The 17,363-nt window shown below is 70.5% G+C and carries 16 protein-coding genes and 1 pseudogene; 5 read left to right on the top strand and 12 right to left on the bottom strand.

Features of this window, described 5'->3' with window-relative positions; genetic code table 11:
• From rbsD to ACGF5O_RS06130, 11 genes are all read right to left on the bottom strand, one after another.
• On the bottom strand, positions 1-390 hold the full coding sequence (rbsD, locus tag ACGF5O_RS06180) for a D-ribose pyranase (protein WP_393808720.1): 390 nt from the start codon (positions 388-390) through the stop codon (positions 1-3).
• Positions 387-1,289, bottom strand: a complete 903-nt coding sequence (locus tag ACGF5O_RS06175) for a ribokinase (protein ID WP_393808719.1) — start codon at positions 1,287-1,289, stop codon at positions 387-389. The genes rbsD and ACGF5O_RS06175 overlap by 4 nt, the downstream gene beginning before the upstream one ends.
• 85 nt (positions 1,290-1,374) lie before the next feature.
• Entirely contained in the window at positions 1,375-3,321 is a 1,947-nt protein-coding gene (locus ACGF5O_RS06170) for a substrate-binding domain-containing protein (RefSeq protein WP_393808718.1), read from the bottom strand.
• Positions 3,311-4,888, bottom strand: a complete 1,578-nt coding sequence (locus tag ACGF5O_RS06165; RefSeq protein WP_393808717.1) for a sugar ABC transporter ATP-binding protein — start codon at positions 4,886-4,888, stop codon at positions 3,311-3,313. Before ACGF5O_RS06165 ends, ACGF5O_RS06170 begins: the two co-directional genes overlap by 11 nt.
• The gene (locus ACGF5O_RS06160; protein ID WP_393808716.1) at positions 4,885-5,952 is read right to left on the bottom strand and encodes a LacI family DNA-binding transcriptional regulator; all 1,068 of its coding nucleotides are present in this window, start codon (positions 5,950-5,952) and stop codon (positions 4,885-4,887) included. Before ACGF5O_RS06160 ends, ACGF5O_RS06165 begins: the two co-directional genes overlap by 4 nt.
• 238 nt (positions 5,953-6,190) lie before the next feature.
• Positions 6,191-6,952, bottom strand: a complete 762-nt coding sequence (locus ACGF5O_RS06155; RefSeq protein ID WP_393808715.1) for a DUF5995 family protein — start codon at positions 6,950-6,952, stop codon at positions 6,191-6,193.
• 90 nt (positions 6,953-7,042) lie between these two features.
• Positions 7,043-7,951 carry an MBL fold metallo-hydrolase gene (locus ACGF5O_RS06150; RefSeq protein ID WP_393808714.1) on the bottom strand — a complete coding sequence of 303 codons (909 nt, stop codon included), beginning with the start codon at positions 7,949-7,951 and terminating at the stop codon, positions 7,043-7,045.
• 145 nt (positions 7,952-8,096) lie between these two features.
• Positions 8,097-8,879 carry a VOC family protein gene (locus tag ACGF5O_RS06145; protein ID WP_393808713.1) on the bottom strand — a complete coding sequence of 261 codons (783 nt, stop codon included), beginning with the start codon at positions 8,877-8,879 and terminating at the stop codon, positions 8,097-8,099.
• Between the two features lie 125 nt (positions 8,880-9,004).
• Positions 9,005-9,721: a VOC family protein gene (locus ACGF5O_RS06140; RefSeq protein WP_393808712.1), complete on the bottom strand. Its 717-nt coding sequence runs from the start codon at positions 9,719-9,721 to the stop codon at positions 9,005-9,007.
• A gap of 108 nt (positions 9,722-9,829) precedes the next feature.
• Positions 9,830-10,153 carry a hypothetical protein gene (locus tag ACGF5O_RS06135; protein WP_393808979.1) on the bottom strand — a complete coding sequence of 108 codons (324 nt, stop codon included), beginning with the start codon at positions 10,151-10,153 and terminating at the stop codon, positions 9,830-9,832.
• Positions 10,154-10,244: 91 nt separating this feature from the next.
• Positions 10,245-10,649 (bottom strand): ATP-binding protein, encoded by a 405-nt coding sequence (locus ACGF5O_RS06130; protein ID WP_393808711.1) that lies wholly within the window; start codon positions 10,647-10,649, stop codon positions 10,245-10,247.
• 180 nt (positions 10,650-10,829) lie between these two features.
• Here ACGF5O_RS06130 and ACGF5O_RS06125 point away from each other — a divergent pair, with 180 nt between their 5' ends.
• The 3 genes and pseudogenes from ACGF5O_RS06125 (at position 10,830) to ACGF5O_RS06115 (ending at position 12,205) form a co-directional block, all read left to right on the top strand.
• On the top strand, positions 10,830-11,666 hold the full coding sequence (locus ACGF5O_RS06125) for a helix-turn-helix domain-containing protein (RefSeq protein WP_393808710.1): 837 nt from the start codon (positions 10,830-10,832) through the stop codon (positions 11,664-11,666).
• An 8-nt stretch (positions 11,667-11,674) separates the two neighbouring features.
• Positions 11,675-11,998 (top strand): annotated as a pseudogene (locus ACGF5O_RS06120) (DUF397 domain-containing protein); the annotation flags it as partial.
• Positions 11,996-12,205, top strand: a complete 210-nt coding sequence (locus ACGF5O_RS06115) for a DUF397 domain-containing protein (protein WP_393808978.1) — start codon at positions 11,996-11,998, stop codon at positions 12,203-12,205. The pseudogene ACGF5O_RS06120 and the gene ACGF5O_RS06115, both read left to right, overlap by 3 nt.
• Here the strand turns inward: ACGF5O_RS06115 and ACGF5O_RS06110 are convergent.
• Positions 12,183-13,013 (bottom strand): isocitrate lyase/phosphoenolpyruvate mutase family protein, encoded by an 831-nt coding sequence (locus ACGF5O_RS06110; protein ID WP_393808709.1) that lies wholly within the window; start codon positions 13,011-13,013, stop codon positions 12,183-12,185. The genes ACGF5O_RS06115 and ACGF5O_RS06110 overlap by 23 nt on opposite strands.
• A gap of 95 nt (positions 13,014-13,108) precedes the next feature.
• Between ACGF5O_RS06110 and ACGF5O_RS06105 the strand changes: the two genes are divergently transcribed.
• Together ACGF5O_RS06105 and ACGF5O_RS06100 are read left to right on the top strand one after the other, a co-directional pair.
• On the top strand, positions 13,109-15,397 hold the full coding sequence (locus ACGF5O_RS06105) for an ATP-dependent RecD-like DNA helicase (RefSeq protein WP_393808708.1): 2,289 nt from the start codon (positions 13,109-13,111) through the stop codon (positions 15,395-15,397).
• 178 nt (positions 15,398-15,575) lie between these two features.
• Positions 15,576-16,865, top strand: a complete 1,290-nt coding sequence (locus tag ACGF5O_RS06100) for a citrate synthase (RefSeq protein ID WP_362582763.1) — start codon at positions 15,576-15,578, stop codon at positions 16,863-16,865.
• Positions 16,866-17,363: the final 498 nt, after the last annotated feature.

Here is a 17,363-nt window from a genome sequence, read left to right as displayed (position 1 = left end):
TCAGAAGAACACCCCGCACCGCAGCAGCACGTTCGCGTACGGCCGGGCCTCGCCAGTGCGTACGACCAGGTGTGCGTCCGCCGACAGCTTCTTCAGCCGCGCGTGCGGGACCAGGGCCAGGTCGGGGAAGTGGCCGTCGAGGAGTGCGGCGGCGGCCGGGTTGGCCCCGCGGGTCTCCGTCGCCGCCGTCGCGCCCTCCACGACCAGCTCGGCCAGCAGCCCCTCCAGCACCTCCGCGAAGGACGGCACCCCCGCCCGGAAGGCGAGGTCCACCACTCGCGGCCCCTTCGGTATCGGCATCCCGGCGTCGCACACCAGCACCCCGTGCCCGTGCCCCAACTCGGCGAGCGCGCCCGCGAGATGACGGTTGAGAATCCCCGCCCGCTTCACAGCGCGTCGACCTCCGCCGCCGTCGGGTACGACTCCTGCGCACCCCGCTTCGTCACCGCCGCCGCCCCGACCCGCGCCGCGTACGCCGCCGCCTCGGCGAGCGACGCGCCCGCCCCGAGCCGTACCGCGAGGGCCGCCGTGAACGCGTCCCCGGCGCCGGTCGTGTCCACCGCGTCCACCTTCACGGAGGGGACGTGCGAGACCCCGCCGCCGTCGGCCACCAGCGCACCCTCCGCGCCCAGCGTCACCACCACCGACTTCGGGCCCTTGGCGAGCAGCAGCCGCGCCCAGTCGGCCGGTTCCTCGCTCACGCACGCCTCGCCGAGGATCACCCGCGCCTCGTGCTCGTTCACGATCAGCGGGTCGCAGGCCGCGAGGACCTCACCGGGGAGGGGCCGCGGCGGGGAGGGGTTGAGGACGAAACGGCTGCCGGGGGCCAGGTTCCGTACGGCCTCCAGCACCGTCTCCAGCGGGATCTCCAGCTGTGCGGAGACCACCCGGGAGGCGTGGAAGAGGCTCACCGCGGCCTGCACGTCCGCCGGCGTGAGCCGGCCGTTCGCGCCCGGCGAGACGACGATGCTGTTGTCCCCGGAAGGATCCACGGTGATGAGGGCGACCCCCGTCGGCGCCCCGCCCACCAGCACGCCCACCGGGTCCGCGCCCGCCGCCCGCTGCGAGTCGAGCAGCAGCCTGCCGTGCGCGTCGTCGCCGACCCGGGCCAGCAGGGCGGTACGGGCACCGAGCCGGGCGGCCGCGACCGCCTGGTTGGCGCCCTTGCCGCCGGGGTGCGTGGCGAGGTCGCCGCCGAGCACGGTCTCACCCGCGCCCGGCCGCCGCTCGACACGGATCACCAGGTCGGCGTTGGCCGAACCCACGACCAGGAGGTCGTAGTCGTACATCGGTTGACTCCCTAAACGGCTGGACGGCGGATGGGGTGAGGCGGCCGGGGGCTCAATTCAACCGCCCGGCCGCCTCCCTGGTGTCTCAGCCCGTGAAACCGGCCACGTTGTCCTTCGTGACCACCTTCACCGGCACCTTGATCGCCGACGGGATCTTCTGGTCCTTGACGGCCTTCAGCGCGTTGTCCACGGCGATCTTCCCGAGCTGGCTGGGCTGCTGGGCCACCGACGCGTACAGCGTGCCGTTCTTCACCGCGGTCAGGCCGTCCGGCGTGCCGTCGAAGCCGATCACCGAGACCGACGAACCGGCCTTTGAACCCAGCGCCTTGATCGCGCCGAGGGCCATCTCGTCGTTGGCGGCGATGACGCCCTGGACGTCCGGGTGGGCCTGGAGCAGGTTCGACATCACGTCGAGGCCCTTGGTGCGGTCGAAGTCGGCGGGCTGCTGGGCCACCACCTGGATACCGGGGTAGGCCTTCAGGCCGTTGGCGAAGCCCTGCGCCCGCTCCCGGGCCGCGGAGGTGCCGGCCTGGCCCTGCAGGATCACGATCTTGCCCTGGCCGCCGAGCTTCTCGGCGATCGTCTTCGCGGCCAGCTCGCCGCCGGTGACGTTGTCGGAGGCGACCAGCGTCGCCGTCCTGGCGTTGTTGACGCCGCGGTCGACGGCGATGACCGGGATGTCGGCCTTGTCGGCGGCCTTCACGGAGTTGCTCGCCGCGTCCGAGTCGACCGGGTTGACGATGATCGCGCCCAGCCCCGAACTGGTGAAGTTCTGGAGCTGGTTGGCCTGCTGCGAGGCGTCGTTCTGGGCGTCGGTGACGGTCAGGTCCACGCCCTGCTTCTTCGCCTCGGCCTGGGCACCGGCCCGGATCTGCACGAAGAAGGGGTTGTTGAGGGTGGACAGGGACAGGCCGATCTTCGGGTTGCTCGACGACGAGCCCGTGTGGAGCAGCGAGGTCGCCGCCACCAGGGCCACCGTGACGGCCGCGGCCAGCGCGTACGTCCCGGCCTGCTTGCCCCTGTTGCCCCCGGTGCCGGCGGCGAGCGGGGTGGCCCCGGCCTTGCGGCGCAGGGTGTCCAGCAGGACGGCCAGCGCGATGACGACGCCGATGACGACCTGCTGCCAGAACGCCGAGACGTTGAGCAGGTTGAGGCCGTTGCGCAGCACCGCGAGGATCAGCGCGCCGATCAGCGTGCCGGACGCCTTGCCGGTGCCGCCGGCCAGCGAGGCGCCGCCGATCACGACCGCCGCGATGGCGTCCAGTTCGTAGCCGTTGGCGGCCTGCGGCTGCGCCGAGGACAGCCGGGCGGCCAGCACGATGCCGGCGACGGCCGCGAACAGCCCGGACAGCGCGTAGATGGCGAGCTTCTGCTTGTTCACCCGCAGCCCGGACAGCCGGGCGGCCTCCTCGTTGCCGCCGATCGCGTACATCGAGCGCCCGATGTAGGTCCGGCCGAGCACGAAGGCCGCGATCAGCCCCATCAGGACCATGACCAGCACCGGCACCGGCAGCCAGCCGCCGAGGGTGTCACCGAGGTGCGAGACCGAGTCGGGGAAGGCGATCGGGGAGCCCCCGGAGATCACCAGCGCCAGACCGCGCCCCACCGACAGCATCGCGAGCGTCGCGATGAACGGCGGCAGCTTGCCGTAGGCGATGAGGAAGCCGTTGACCAGACCGGCCGCGATGCCGGTCGCGACGGCGAGGACGACGGCCAGGAACACCGGCACCCCGTGCGAGGTGGCGCTCCACGCCAGCACGGTGGCCGACAGGGCCGCCACCGAGCCGACCGACAGGTCGATGCCCGCCGCGACGATCACGAACGTCGCGCCGAACGCCAGGATGGCCGTCACGGCCGCCTGGACGCCGACGTTGAGCAGGTTGTCGGTGGTGAGGAAGTCCCCGGACAGCGCCGACATGGCGATGACGAGAACGATCAGCGCGGTGAGCGCGCCGTTGTCGAGGAGCAGCCGGCGCACGCCGGAGACGCCACCGGCGCCCGCGTTCCCGCTCTTGAGCGTGTCAGTGGCCACGTCCGGCCTCCTTGTCGGTCCTGTCGGTCTTGTCGGTTGCGGTGGGGGTGGAGGCGGGAGTGGAGGTGGCCGCGGTGGTCGGGGTGCTCACGGCGAGGGACATGACGGCGTCCTGGGTGGCCTCGTCCGAGGTCAGTTCGCCCGCGATCCGGCCCTGGGCCATCACCAGCACCCGGTCGCTCATCCCGAGGACCTCCGGTAGATCGCTGGAGATCATCAGTACGGCCGCCCCGGCCGCCGTCAGCTCGTTGATCAGCTGGTAGATCTCGACCTTGGCGCCGACGTCGATGCCGCGCGTCGGCTCGTCGAGGATCAGCACCTTGGTGTCGGCGAGCAGCCACTTGCCGATGACGACCTTCTGCTGGTTGCCGCCGGAGAGCGTCCGCACGTGCTGGCCGAGCCCGGCCATCCGCACGCCCAGCTGCCCGGCGATCCGCTCGGCGGCCACATGCTGCCCCCTGAGGTCGACGATCCCGGCCCGGGTCGCCTTGCGCAGCGTCACCAGGCCGAGGTTCTCCTCGACGGAGGCGTCAAGGACCAGCCCCTGCCCCTTGCGGTCCTCGGGGACGAGCCCGATCCCTGCGGTCATGGCCGCGTTGACGTCGTGCCGCCGCAGCGCCGCACCGGAGACCTTCACGGCCCCCTTGTCGTACGGATCGGCCCCGAACACGGCCCGTACGACCTCCGTACGGCCCGCGCCCACCAGGCCCGCGATCCCCACGACCTCCCCGGCGTGCACCTCGAAACTCACGTCGTGGAAGACGCCGTCCCGGGTCAGCCCCTCCACGGACAGCAGCGCCGCACCGGCCTCGCCCCGCTCCCGCGGGTACTGCTGCTCGATGGACCGCCCGACCATCAGCCGGACCAGCTCCTCCTGCGGGGTGGCGGCGGGCACCTGGCCCACGCTCTTCCCGTCGCGGATGACGGTGACCCGGTCCCCGAGGGCGGCGATCTCCTCCAGGTGATGCGTGATGAAGACGATCCCGACCCCGTCCGCGCGCAACTGCCGCACGATCGCGAAGAGCTTCTCCACCTCCTCCGAGGTGAGCACGGCGGTCGGCTCGTCCATGATGAGCACGCGCGCGTCCAGGCTGAGCGCCTTGGCGATCTCGACCATCTGGAGGCGGGCGATACCGAGTTCACGGACCCGCGCACGTGGCGGCACGTTCACGCCGACCCGGGTCAGCAGGACCTGGGCGTCGGCCTCCATCCGCTTCCGGTCGATCATCCCGAAACGGCGCGGCTGCCGCCCCAGGAAGATGTTCTCGGCGACCGTGAGGTCGGGTACGAGGTTGAACTCCTGGTAGATGGTGGCGATCCCGAGCCGCTCGGAGTCCTGCGCACCATGGATGCGCACCTCCTCGCCGCCGGCCAGGATCCGCCCCGCGTCGGGGGTGTAGGCGCCGGAGAGCATCTTGATGAGCGTGCTCTTGCCCGCGCCGTTCTCACCGAGGAGTACGTGTACCTCGCCCCGGCGCAGGTCGAAGTCGACGCCGTCGAGCGCGACCACGCCGGGGAAGGACTTCCGTATGCCCTCGATACGCAGCAACTCGTCCGGGTTGCTCACGACGTGCTCCTTTGCACAGGGGTCTGGTTCTGCACGGGGGTCTGCCTCTCGTTGTCACCGGCGCTCTCGCCGCGGCCCTCGCCGCACGAACGGCGGACGACGAGCCGGGCCGGGAGGGTGACGGACCTGGGCGGCCGGCCCTCGATGCGGTCGACCAGCGCGCGTACGGCGGCCCGGCCGAGTTCGCCGGTCGGCTGGGCGATGGCGGTGACGGGCGGGTCGGTGTGCACGAACCAGGGGATGTCGTCGAAGGCGGCCAGTGCTATGTCACATGGCACCCGCAGCCCCCGCGCCCGCACCGCGTCCAGCGCGCCCAGCGCCATCAGGTTGTCCGTGGCGAACACGACCTCGGGCGGCTCGGGCAGGTCGAGGAACCCCTCGGTGACCCGCCGCCCGCTCTCGGCCTGGAAGTCGCCCTGGCCGATGTAGGCGTCGGGGAGGGGGACACCGTACTCGGCGAGGGCCTCGCGGAAGGCCTGGACACGTTCGCTGCCGGTGGTGGTGGCCGCCGGCCCGGCGATGATCGCGACCCGCCGGTGCCCCAGCCCGCACAGGTGGGCGACGAGGTCGCGGATCGCGGCCCGCCCGTCCGCCCGCACCACCGGCACGTCGACGCCCGGGATCCACCGGTCGACGAACACCATGGGCGTCCCGGCCCGGGCCGCCTCCAGCATCAGCGGCGAGCCGCCGTCGGTGGGGGAGACCAGCAGCCCGTCGATCCGCCGGTCGAGCAGCGTCCGTACGTGGTGGTCCTGGAGCTCCGGCCGCTCGTCGGCGTTGCCGATGATGACGCTGTAGCCGAGCGCGCGGGCCGCCTCCTCGACCGAGCGGGCCAGCTCGGTGAAGTAGGGGTTCATCACGTCGCTGATGACCAGGCCGAGGGTGCGGGTCTGGTCGGTGCGCAGGGAGCGGGCGACGGCGTTCGGGCGGTAGCCCAGCGCCTGGACGGCGGCCAGTACGCGGGTACGGGCGTCGTCGCTGACCGACGGATGGTCGTTCAGGACCCGGGACACCGTGGCGACGGAAACGCCCGCCTCGGCGGCGACGTCCTTGATGCTCGCCATCGCCGCTCCACCTCCTCGTGGAATCGATTACACGACTTCGTGTACCGAGGATTGGAATCGATTACACGGCGATGGTGCAAGGGCCCGGAGGTGGCCGAAATCCAATCGTGACCGGAGGGCTGCCAGAGGGAGAGCCGGAGGGAGAGCCGGAGGGGGCTGGTCCACTCGCGCCCTGACCTGGGGAGTTCCGGTCCGTGACCTCGTCCGGCGGCGGCGGGCCTCTAGACGGTCGCAGCCGTCATCGGGGCACGGCGCTGTCCAGATGCCTGATGACGGCCGGGACGTCGTCGCTCTCGGTGTGCCGGATCAGCTCCAGGGCCGGCCGGACGATGCCGCCGGGCCGTGCGATCAGCCGGGCGAGCACGGTGGCCCGGGTGTCGAGCCGCTCGACGGTGGCCGCGCGCTCCGCTTCGTTCTGGCCGGCCAGCAGGACGGCGTTGTACCAGGCCTCCTGGCGTGACTCGCGGACGCTGAAGTCGAGGATCCGCTCGTCGGTGCGGCCACCGACCTTGTCCAGCAGCGACAGCAGGGGCGACAGGGCGTCGACGGAGTCCTGCACCGCCAGCACCACCCGCGCGAGGATGTCGTTGATCAGCAGGAAGTCGTGGCGCAGGACCTGGATGTCCTGGCCCGGGACGGTCGCCGCGGCGGCGACCGCCAGGTCGAGGTTGATGTGCGCGTTCACGCCCAGGACCAGGTGCTGGACGATGACGGTGTCGGCGTCGTCCAGCAGCCCGAACGTCTCGCGCCAGCAGCGCGGCCCGCTCCGGTCCCGGCGCCAGGCGTCGTACGCGTCGAAGTAGCGGTTGCCGAAGAGCGTGTCGAAACGGTCCATGCGGGGGCCGTCGTCGAACTGCCCGCTGTGTATCGCGGCGCGGATCTCGACGGTCACCTGCCGGTACAGCGCCGCGAAGTACCCGATCCGGTCACCCGTGCGCTCGGCCTCGCGCACGATCCCGGCGAGCCCGTCCACGACATCGTCGATGTTCTGTGCCGTCATGCCCAACTCCCCTTGCCGGCGGGACCGGTACGCAGCCCTGTCCTACCACCGCGAGGCGCCGGACGGGGGTTGAACCCGGGAGATGGGGGTTCACCAGCGGACTGCGGTGAAGTCCACCGGACGGGGCCGGAGTTGGCGGGTGCGGGCCGCCAGATGCCGTAGCCGCGCGGCCATATCCTCGTGGGGGAGGTGGCGGCGGTCGCCGTGTCCCGGCAGCAGCCACTCGAAGCACAGCTCCTCGGCGGCGGCCCGGGTCAGCGAGGCGGCCAGTTCGCGGACGGAGTACCAGGTGACGCTGTCGACCACCTCGATGTCCGCCGTCGTACGCGACCAGTAGAAGCTGTCGCCGCTGAAGCAGTACCGCCCGTCGGCGAGGTAGAGCACGCTGCCCCGGGTGTGCCCGGGGAAGGGGAGGGCGAGGACGCCGTCGGCGATCTCGGCCGGTCCGGTGCCGCGCAGCACCCGGTCGGCGTCCGGGGCGGCGGCGAGGTCGCCCTCGTGGATCCAGAGCCGGGCGCCGAACCGGTCGGCGTAGCGGCGGCCGTGCGCGGCGTGGTCGCGGTGGGTGAGGAGTACGTCGGTGACGGGCCCCGGCGCCGTGTAGCGGGCGGCGAGCGCCGGGCTCCAGCGCGGGGTGTCGATCATCATGGACGTGCCGTCGGGGCGGCGCAGGAGGTAGGAGTTGGCGCCGGCGGTGTGCGGCGAGTTGTGCCCGCACAGCAGCACGGCGCCGGGGTCGGAGCCGACGCCGTCCAGGGGCATCGGGAACGGATCCCGTGCCGGGTCCAGCCGCCCGCCCGGAGGCCGGACGGACCGGGTGGGGCAGGCGTGCGCCGCCGCGTGCAGAAGCTCCGCCTCCGCCGCGTCGCGCGGCTGGCGCAGTACGGCCGAGCGCCCCGCCACCTCCCCGACGAGCCCCGGCGCGAGCTGCCGTGCCACGTCGCAGTTCGTGCAGCGCCCGTCCACCCGCCAGCCGTGCCCGGCCTGCTCGGTCCCCATGATCCCGTCCCCTTCCGTTCCCGTACCGCCGGTCTCCTCAGGGGTATCCCGGGCGGTCAGGAAAGCGGAAGGGGGTCGGGTTCTGGCGCTTTCGGCAAGGTGCCGCTCTGCCGCCGCCGTCTCGCGCCGTCTCGCGCCGGCCGTCTTACATGGGCTTCGGCTTGAACACCGCGAAGGTCGCGCCCTGCGGGTCGGCGACCACGGCCATGCGGCCGGCCATCATCTCGAACGGCGGCTGGAACACCGTGCCGTTGCGCTTGACCAGGGCGTCCACGGTGGAGTCGACGTCGTCGACCGCGAAGTAGGTGAGCCAGTGCGGCGGGACGCCAGGACGGTCGTCGCCGAGCTGGGCGGCGCCGCCGACGCCCCGGCCGCCGACGTTCAGCGACCAGTAGTTCCCGCCAGCGCCCTCCATCGGCTGGATCTCGATCCCGAAGGACTCGCCGTAGAAGCCGGTGGCGGCGGGTACGTCGCTGGTGTTCAGCTCGTTCCAGATCAGCGCGCCCGGCTCGTTGACCACGCCCGCGCCGTGGAAGTCGCCCGGCTGCCACACCCCGAACACCGCGCCCTGCGGATCGGCGGCGATCAGCATCCGGCCGATGGCGCCGACGTCCATCACCGGGGCGATCAGCGTGCCGCCCGCCGAGACGATCGTGTCCTGGGTGGCCTGGGCGTCGGTGCTGGCCAGGTAGGTGGTCCAGACGGTCGGCGGCTCCGGCTGCCCCTCGGGCGCCATGGCCGAGCCGATGCCGGCCACCGGCTTGCCCTGCAGCGTGCAGACCGCGTACCCGCCGAAGTCGGCCCCGCCGACCTCGCCCTGCCAGCCGAACAGGTCACGGTAGAAGTCCAGCGCGGCCTGCTGGTCCTGCGCCATCAGATCGACCCAGCACGGGGTTCCGGTCGGGTACGGAGTAGTGACTTCGGGCATCTCGGGTTCTCCCTGCGCGCGAAAAATATCCCCGCCGCCCACCATCACCGCCCTGGCCGGTTCTCGCCACCGGAACGGCCGGACTTTTACGGTCGAACCCCGGTGGACTCACGCCGGCCCGTTTCTCACCGGTGCCTGTGGACGACGAATTCGTTGCCGTCGGGGTCGAGCATCGGCACCCGGTCGGCGCCGCCGCCGTCCGCACGCGTCGCGCCGAGCGAGATCAGACGGCCGAGCTCCGTCTCCCAGTCCTCGTGGGCGGGCAGCTCCAGATCGAGGAACAGTCTGTTCTTCCCCGTCTTCGGCGCCACCGGCGGACCACCCCATGTGATCTTCGTACCGCCGTCGGGCGACTGGATCGCTGTCTCCTGGTCCTGGTCCCAGACCAGCGGCCACCGCAGCGCCTCGCTCCAGAAGTAACCGACCTCCTGACTGCCGTCGCAGGCCAGCGCTCCGATGAAGCCGGTGTCGGCGAGGAACTTGTTGCCCGCCTCGATGACGCAGAACTCGTTGCCGTCCGGATCGGCGAGCACGACATGCCCCTCTTCCGGGAGCTGCCCCACGTCGATGTGTCTCCCGCCGAGCGCCAGCGCCCTCGCCACCGTCTGCCGCTGCTCCTCCGGCGATGCGCTCGTCAGGTCGAAGTGCGCCCGGTTCTGACCGGTCTTCGGCTCCTGGCTCGGCAGGAAACGGATGCGGAACCCGGCGGCGTCGGGGGGCCGGATCGTGACGCCGTCGTCCGGGCCGTCGCCCAGTTCCCAGCCCAGGACCCCGGACCAGAACCGCGCCAGGTCCGACGGCCGGGTCGCGTGGAAGCAGACGGCGAACAGTTGACTGGTCATATCCGGTGGGTCTCCGATCCATTGACAGCCGATACAGCGCCGTGCGCTCCCGTCTTCGGCTCTCGCGGGCCGACGTCAGCGAAGCGCCGTCCGTCCCACCGCGAGCGCTCAGTGGTCCCCTGCGGTCCCGTCGGCGAAGCGCAGCAGCACGGCGGCCTCGGCGCGCAGCCGCTCGGCCCGGTCGGCATGCGCGGGCGCGGTCAACAGCGCCGCGGCCTCCAGGCGTTCGGCGGCCTCGGCACGCACGACATCCACCACGTCGCGCTCGCTCAGCTCCCGCCGCGCCGCCTCGGTGGCACCGGCCCCGACCGGCGACGCCTCAAGGGCCAGACCGCGCAGCTCCGTCTCGCCCACGGGCACCGCCTCCGCGTTGTCCAGCGCGGCGAGTGTCGAGCGCAGGGCGCTCACCGCGACCCTGTCACGGGCACGCATCGCTTCCGGCAGGGCTTGACGCATACGCAGACGCACAGACATGCCGGTGACCTTATGGCGGCGCATCCGGCCCCACAACGCGTTATCCGAACTAGGCCGCGGCCAGCTCGCACCACACGTACTTCCCCCGGTTGCCGAACCTCGACAGCGGCTGCCACCCCCACAGATCCGAACAGGCCCGTACGAGCGCCAGCCCCCGCCCGTCCTCCACCTCCCCGAGCCGCTCCAACGGCACGGGCGGTTCCGGCGGTTCCGGGTCCGCGTCCCAGGCACCGATCCGGAGAGTCCCGGGAGGCGACCAGCGGACCCGCAGCGCGGCGGGCCCCTTCGTATGCCGTACGGCGTTGGAGACCAGCTCGGTCGCGAGCAGTTCGGCGACGTCCAGGAAGTCGCCGAGTTCGTGCGCGGTGAGGACGAGTCTGAGGGTGTGCCGGCTGACGGTGACCGCCCGGAGGTCGTTCGGGATGGTGAGGGTGTACTCCCAGGCTTCGGGCATGCGTCATCAACTCCGGTGAACCTGGGGGAGTTTCACGCGCGGTGGCGTTGCCGCGGCCGCTTTGGCAGGGCGGAGCGGTGCACTTCCGCTGTGTGAGTGTTGCGTCACCGACGGTATGGGTAATCTGTTACCCGTGGCAAGCTGATCGCGTGATCCGCCCCCGAAAGAGGAGAGCAACTCATGGTCCAGAGGCGTGAGCCGACAGCCCGTCAGGTGCGCCTGGGTGTTGAGTTGCGCAGGCTCCGTGAGGCCGCCGGCATGACCGGTGCGCAGGCGGCGGCCCTTCTCGGGGCGAACAGGGTGCAGATCAGCCACATCGAGCTGGGGCTCACGGGTGTGAGCGAGGAGCGGGTGCGTCGACTGGCCTCTCATTACGCCTGTACGGACACCGAGTTCGTCGAGGCCTTGGTCGAGATGGCCACCGACCGGACGCGGGGCTGGTGGGAGGAGTACCGGGGGCTGTTGCCCACGTCATTCCTGGACCTCGCTGAACTGGATCACCATGCTGCTTACCTTCACGAGGTGGCGATCTTGTACGTTCCGGGTCTGATTCAGACGGAGGGCTACGCTCGTGCCGTCTTCTCCTCCAGGGTGCCTGAACTCACCTCAGAGGAACTTGAGCTGCGCGTCCAGCACAGGATGCGACGCCAGCAGATCGCAGTTCCCTACGAATTGGTGATCCATGAGTCGGCCCTTCGCATCAGGGTCAGTGATCGCGCCGCCTCCCGAGCTCAACTCGCCAAAATCCTGGAATTCTCCGAAGCGGACCGCGCTGCCGTACGTGTCATCCCCTTCGACTTGGACGGCTTCGCCCAGGCCGCAAGCACGATGACGTACGCGGGCAGCTCTGTTACCAAGCTGGACACTGTCGTCCGCGACGTGCCCCATGGCTCGGCCTTCATCGACTCAGAAGCTCAACTGAACGCCTTTCGAACGCGCTTCCGTAAGGTTGAAGCGGTAGCACTCGGCCCCGAACGGTCGCGTGACTTCATCAACCGGCTGGCGAAAGAGCTGTGAGGCACCCCATGGACAACTGGCGGAAGTCGTCCTACTCGGGCCCGGACGACGGCAACGAGTGCGTGGAGATAGCCACCACCCCCGCCCGCACAGCCGTCCGAGACTCCAAAGCCCCCGCCCGGGCCACCCTCACCTTCCCTGCCGAAGCCTTCACCGCCTTCATCGGCGACCTCAAAAACACCGACTGGCGGAAGTCGTCCTACTCCGGCGGTGGCGACGGCAACGAGTGCGTGGAGATAGCCACTGTCTCTACCTGCACAGCTGTCCGAGACTCCAAGGCCCCGACCGGCCCAGTCCTGGCCTTCCGCGCCGGGGTCTTTAGCGCCTTCATCCACGGCCTCAAGGCAGCCGGTTGGCGGAAGTCGTCCTACTCGGGCCCGGACGACGGCAACAACTGCGTCGAGATAGCCACCACCCCCACCCACACAGCCGTCCGCGACTCCAAAGCCCCCGCCCGAGCCACCCTCACCTTCCCCGCCCCCGCCTTCGCGCCCTTCCTCGAAGAGGTGAAGCGGGCTAGCGGCCCAGCAGGTCGTTGAGGTCGCCGTAGCCCAGACCGTCGGTCAGCGACTCGTAAGTCCCCGTCTCCAGTAGTTCCCGTGCGGCGCGGCGGACCGCCGCATGCGCGGCCTGGGCGATGGCGGAGCCGATGCTGATGCGGGCGACGCCGAGTGCGGCGAGGTCGGCGACCGCGGGTGCGCCGGGGCCCGCCATGACGTTGAGGGGGCCGTCGACGCCCGCGACCAGCATCTTGAGGGCGTCGGGGTCGACGACCCCGGGGACGAAGACCCCGTCGGCGCCCGCGGCGAGGAACGCCGAGGCCCGCTCCAGGGTCTCGGCGACTCCGCCGGCGCCGCTGAGGAACGTGTCGATGCGGGCGTTGACGAACAGCGGTACGCCCGCCGCGTCCGCGGCCTCGCGGGCGGCGGCGATGCGCTCGGCCTGTTCGGGGACCGCCCGCAGCGGGCCCTCGCCGCTTCCGTAGAGCGCGTCCTCGATGTTGACGCCGACCGCGCCCGCGGCGATCACCGCGCGGACCGTGTCGCCGACGCCCGCGGCGTCCGGCGCGTAGCCGGTCTCGATGTCGGCGGTCACCGGTACGCGTACCGCCTCGGCGATGCGCGCGACCGCGGTGAGCGCCCGGTCGCGGTCGAGCCGGTCGCCGTCCGCCGCGCCGAGCGCCCAGGCCAGGCCCGCGCTGGTGGTGGCCACCGCGGCGGCGCCCACGTCCTCGACGAGGCGGGCGCTCGTGACGTCCCAGGCGTTCGGCAGGACGAGCGGGCGTCCGGGGACGTGGTGGGAGCGGAAGGCGAGGGCCTGGTCGCGGAGGAGGTGATTCGTCGTCATGGGGACGACTCAACCACCCGGCCCCGGGCTACGGCTGGCAGGAATCCGACATGGATGCGGAGCCCGCTGTCAGAGCCCACCGGTACCGTCGGATCATGGCTCAGCAGGCGGGGACCCCCACAGGCGAACGACGACTCGCCACCGTCGAAGGCGTGCTCGAACGCATCACGTACGCCAACGAGGAGAACGGGTACACGGTCGCCCGCGTCGACACCGGCAGAGGCGCCGGTGACCTGCTCACGGTCGTCGGGGCCCTGCTCGGCGCCCAGGTGGGGGAGTCGCTGCGGATGGAGGGGCGGTGGGGGTCGCATCCGCAGTACGGGAAGCAGTTCACCGTCGAGAACTACACGACCGTGCTGCCGGCCACCGTCCAGGGGATCCGGCGCTATCTGGGGTCCGGTCTTGTCAAGGGCATCGGGCCGGTGTTCGCCGACCGGATCACCCAGCACTTCGGGGTGGACACCCTCCGGATCATCGAGGAGGAGCCGAAACGGCTCGTCGAGGTGCCGGGGCTCGGGCCGAAGCGGACGAGGAAGATCGCCGACGCCTGGGAGGAGCAGAAGGCGATCAAGGAGGTCATGCTCTTCCTCCAGACCGTCGAGGTGTCGACGTCGATCGCCGTGCGGATCTACAAGAAGTACGGGGACGCGTCGATCTCCGTGGTGAAGAACCAGCCGTACCGGCTCGCCGCCGACGTGTGGGGCATCGGGTTCCTGACCGCCGACAAGATCGCCCAGTCGGTGGGGATTCCGCACGACAGCCCGGAGCGGGTGAAGGCGGGGCTGCAGTACGCGCTGTCCCAGTCCGCCGACCAGGGGCACTGCTACCTGCCCGAGGAGCGGCTCATCGCGGATGCCGTGAAACTCCTCCAGGTCGACACCGGCCTTGTCATCGACTGTCTCGGCGAGTTGGCCGCGCCGCCCGAGGACGGGGAGGATCCGGGCGTCGTACGGGAGAAGGTCCCCGGCCCGGACCCGGACGCCGAACCCGTCACCGCCGTCTACCTCGTCCCCTTCCACCGGGCCGAAGTCGCCCTCGCCTCCCAGCTGCTGCGCCTTCTCCGTACCGACGACGACCGGATGCCGTCGTTCCGGGACGTCGTCTGGGACAAGGCGCTCGGCTGGCTGAAGGACCGTACCGGCGTCGACCTCGCCCCCGAGCAGGAGGCCGCCGTCAGGCTGGCGCTGACCGAGAAGGTCGCGGTGCTGACCGGCGGGCCCGGCTGCGGCAAGTCGTTCACTGTCAGGTCGATCGTGGAGCTGGCGCGGGCGAAGAAGGCGAAGGTGGTGCTCGCCGCGCCGACCGGGCGGGCCGCCAAGCGGCTGGCCGAGCTGACCGGCGCCGAGGCGTCGACCGTGCACCGCCTCCTTGAGCTGAAGCCGGGCGGGGACGCGGCCTACGACCGGGACCGGCCGCTCGACGCCGACCTCGTGGTGGTGGACGAGGCGTCGATGCTCGATCTGCTCCTCGCCAACAAGCTGGTCAAGGCCGTACCGCCCGGCGCGCACCTGCTTTTCGTGGGGGACGTGGACCAACTGCCCAGCGTCGGGGCGGGGGAGGTGCTGCGGGACCTGCTCGCCGACGGCGGCCCGATCCCCGCCGTCCGGCTCACCCAGGTCTTCCGGCAGGCCCAGCAGTCGGGCGTGGTGACCAACGCGCACCGGATCAACGCGGGACAACACCCCGTCACCGACGGCATGAAGGACTTCTTCCTCTTCGTGGCGGACGAGACGGAGGAGGCGGGCAAGCTCGCCGTGGACGTCGCCGCCCGGCGCCTTCCGGCCAGGTTCGGGCTCGATCCGCGGCGGGACGTACAGGTGCTCGCCCCCATGCACCGCGGACCGGCCGGCGCCGGCGTGCTCAACGGCCTGCTCCAGCAGGTCATCACCCCGGCCCGGCCCGAGCTGCCCGAAAAGCGGTTCGGCGGGCGGGTGTTCCGGGTCGGCGACAAGGTCACCCAGATCCGCAACAACTACGAGAAGGGCGAGAACGGCGTCTTCAACGGCACCGTGGGCGTGGTCACCTCGCTCGACCCGGTCGACCAGCGCCTCACGGTGCTGACCGACGAGGACGAGGAGGTGCCGTACGAATTCGACGAACTGGACGAACTGGCGCACGCCTACGCGGTGACCATCCACCGTTCACAGGGGAGTGAATATCCCGCGGTGGTGATCCCGGTCACCACGGGAGCGTGGATGATGCTCCAGCGGAACCTGCTCTACACGGCGGTCACCCGGGCCAAGAAGCTCGTCGTCCTCGTCGGTTCGCGCAAGGCGATCGGCCAGGCGGTACGCACCGTGTCGGCAGGTCGGCGCTGTACGGCACTGGACTTCCGGCTCGGACGGAGCGATCTCCGGAAAAATGATCGATCAAATGAGTCGTGAAGGTCACAGAGCCCTTCCCGATGGGGGGACGAGGGGGCAGGATGAGTGGGTTGGCGGCACTGAGTGCCGCCGATGGGCCCAACGGTCGACCCCGAGTGCACTCTCCTGAGCCAAATGGGGGATGGTAGAGACAGTCAGGGCACCTCGAAGATGAGGCACTACGTCGGTGAGGGAAGACGTGAGCGACAACTCAGTAGTACTGCGGTACGGCGACGGCGAGTACACCTACCCGGTGGTCGACAGCACCGTCGGTGACAAGGGCTTCGACATCGGGAAGCTCCGGGCGCAGACCGGCCTTGTGACCCTGGACAGCGGCTACGGCAACACCGCTGCCTACAAATCCGCCGTCACCTACCTCGACGGCGAGGCGGGCATCCTCCGGTACCGCGGATACCCCATCGAGCAGCTGGCCGAGCGCTCCACCTTCCTGGAGGTGGCCTACCTGCTGATCAACGGTGAGCTGCCGACCGTGGACGAGCTCACCACGTTCAAGAACGAGATCACGCGGCACACGCTGCTGCACGAGGACGTCAAGAACTTCTACCGCGGCTTCCCGCGGGACGCGCACCCGATGGCCATGCTGTCGTCGGTGGTCTCCGCGCTGTCCACCTTCTACCAGGACAGCCACAACCCGTTCGACGCGAAGCAGCGCGACCTCTCCACCATCCGCCTGCTCGCCAAGCTTCCGACCATCGCCGCGTACGCGTACAAGAAGTCGGTCGGCCACCCGTTCGTCTACCCGCGCAACGACCTCTCCTACGTGGAGAACTTCCTGCGCATGACGTTCTCGGTGCCGGCGCAGGACTACGAGCTGGACCCGGTCGTCGTCTCGGCGCTGGACAAGCTGCTCATCCTGCACGCGGACCACGAGCAGAACTGTTCGACGTCGACGGTCCGCCTGGTCGGCTCGTCGCAGGCGAACATGTTCGCGTCGATCTCGGCCGGTATCTCGGCGCTCTGGGGCCCGCTGCACGGCGGCGCCAACCAGTCCGTCCTGGAGATGCTGGAGGGCATCCAGGCCAACGGCGGCGACGTCGACTCCTTCATCACCAAGGTGAAGAACAAGGAGGACGGCGTCCGCCTGATGGGCTTCGGCCACCGGGTCTACAAGTCCTTCGACCCGCGTGCCAAGATCATCAAGTCGGCCGCGCACGACGTCCTCTCCGCTCTCGGCAAGTCCGACGAGCTGCTGGACATCGCGCTGAAGCTGGAGGAGCACGCGCTCTCCGACGACTACTTCGTCTCGCGCAACCTCTACCCGAACGTGGACTTCTACACCGGCCTGATCTACCGCGCCATGGGCTTCCCGACCGAGATGTTCACGGTCCTGTTCGCCCTCGGCCGGCTGCCCGGCTGGATCGCCCAGTGGCAGGAAATGATCAAGGAGCCGGGCTCCCGCATCGGCCGCCCGCGCCAGATCTACACGGGCGTCGTCGAGCGCGACTTCGTGCCCGTCGAGGAGCGCTGAACGCGCTAGCGACCATACGGGCACAGCAGAAGGCGCCCTGGAGCGCCGGTCCCCCCACGGGCCGGCGACCAGGGCGCCTTCCCGTGTCCCGGTGCGGATTCCCCCCACGGGATCCGGCCGGGCGCTCGGTACGGCAGCGCCTGAATCGCTGCTGTGAGCACAACGAGCAGAACTCGCCGTACTTGATCCAGTGATGCGGTGCGATCTGCCGGGACCCGTACGGCACGGGAGGGCCGCTCAAAGCTTCCCGTCGTACGTGCCCCGGCAACGCATCTCTGAGGAAGTCCCCCAAGACATCCCCAGATGCCAGGTCAGCGCCCCCCAAGACGCATCTCTGACATCGCCAACTTAGACCTTCGAACCCCTTCGATGGTTACGTTCACATCACTGTGATCTGCGTCTCTTGCATCTGTCCGATAGATGCGCAAGAGCCCCGATATGGTGATCGGAGCTCAAGCGTAAGGATGATGCGCGAGCCTTGTGAAGAGCTTATGTGAG

It is taken from the genome of Streptomyces sp. NPDC048291 (assembly GCF_043201715.1).
In the GTDB taxonomy this organism is placed as follows: Bacteria; Actinomycetota; Actinomycetes; order Streptomycetales; family Streptomycetaceae; genus Streptomyces.
Note: the sequence above shows the minus strand (reverse complement) of the source record. Positions and strands in the feature narration are given on the sequence as shown.

What these genes read in the sequence shown, in the direction of transcription:
- ACGF5O_RS06135 (WP_393808979.1), bottom strand. Translation starts at nt 10,153, where the DNA reads ATGCGTGCCCGTGACAGGGTCGCGGTGAGCGCCCTGCGCTCGACACTC.
- ACGF5O_RS06145 (WP_393808713.1), bottom strand. Translation starts at nt 8,879, where the DNA reads ATGCCCGAAGTCACTACTCCGTACCCGACCGGAACCCCGTGCTGGGTC.
- ACGF5O_RS06140 (WP_393808712.1), bottom strand. Translation starts at nt 9,721, where the DNA reads ATGACCAGTCAACTGTTCGCCGTCTGCTTCCACGCGACCCGGCCGTCG.
- ACGF5O_RS06125 (WP_393808710.1), top strand. Translation starts at nt 10,830, where the DNA reads ATGGTCCAGAGGCGTGAGCCGACAGCCCGTCAGGTGCGCCTGGGTGTT.
- ACGF5O_RS06150 (WP_393808714.1), bottom strand. Translation starts at nt 7,951, where the DNA reads ATGGGGACCGAGCAGGCCGGGCACGGCTGGCGGGTGGACGGGCGCTGC.
- ACGF5O_RS06160 (WP_393808716.1), bottom strand. Translation starts at nt 5,952, where the DNA reads ATGGCGAGCATCAAGGACGTCGCCGCCGAGGCGGGCGTTTCCGTCGCC.
- ACGF5O_RS06155 (WP_393808715.1), bottom strand. Translation starts at nt 6,952, where the DNA reads ATGACGGCACAGAACATCGACGATGTCGTGGACGGGCTCGCCGGGATC.
- ACGF5O_RS06105 (WP_393808708.1), top strand. Translation starts at nt 13,109, where the DNA reads ATGGCTCAGCAGGCGGGGACCCCCACAGGCGAACGACGACTCGCCACC.
- ACGF5O_RS06130 (WP_393808711.1), bottom strand. Translation starts at nt 10,649, where the DNA reads ATGCCCGAAGCCTGGGAGTACACCCTCACCATCCCGAACGACCTCCGG.
- ACGF5O_RS06175 (WP_393808719.1), bottom strand. Translation starts at nt 1,289, where the DNA reads ATGTACGACTACGACCTCCTGGTCGTGGGTTCGGCCAACGCCGACCTG.
- ACGF5O_RS06110 (WP_393808709.1), bottom strand. Translation starts at nt 13,013, where the DNA reads ATGACGACGAATCACCTCCTCCGCGACCAGGCCCTCGCCTTCCGCTCC.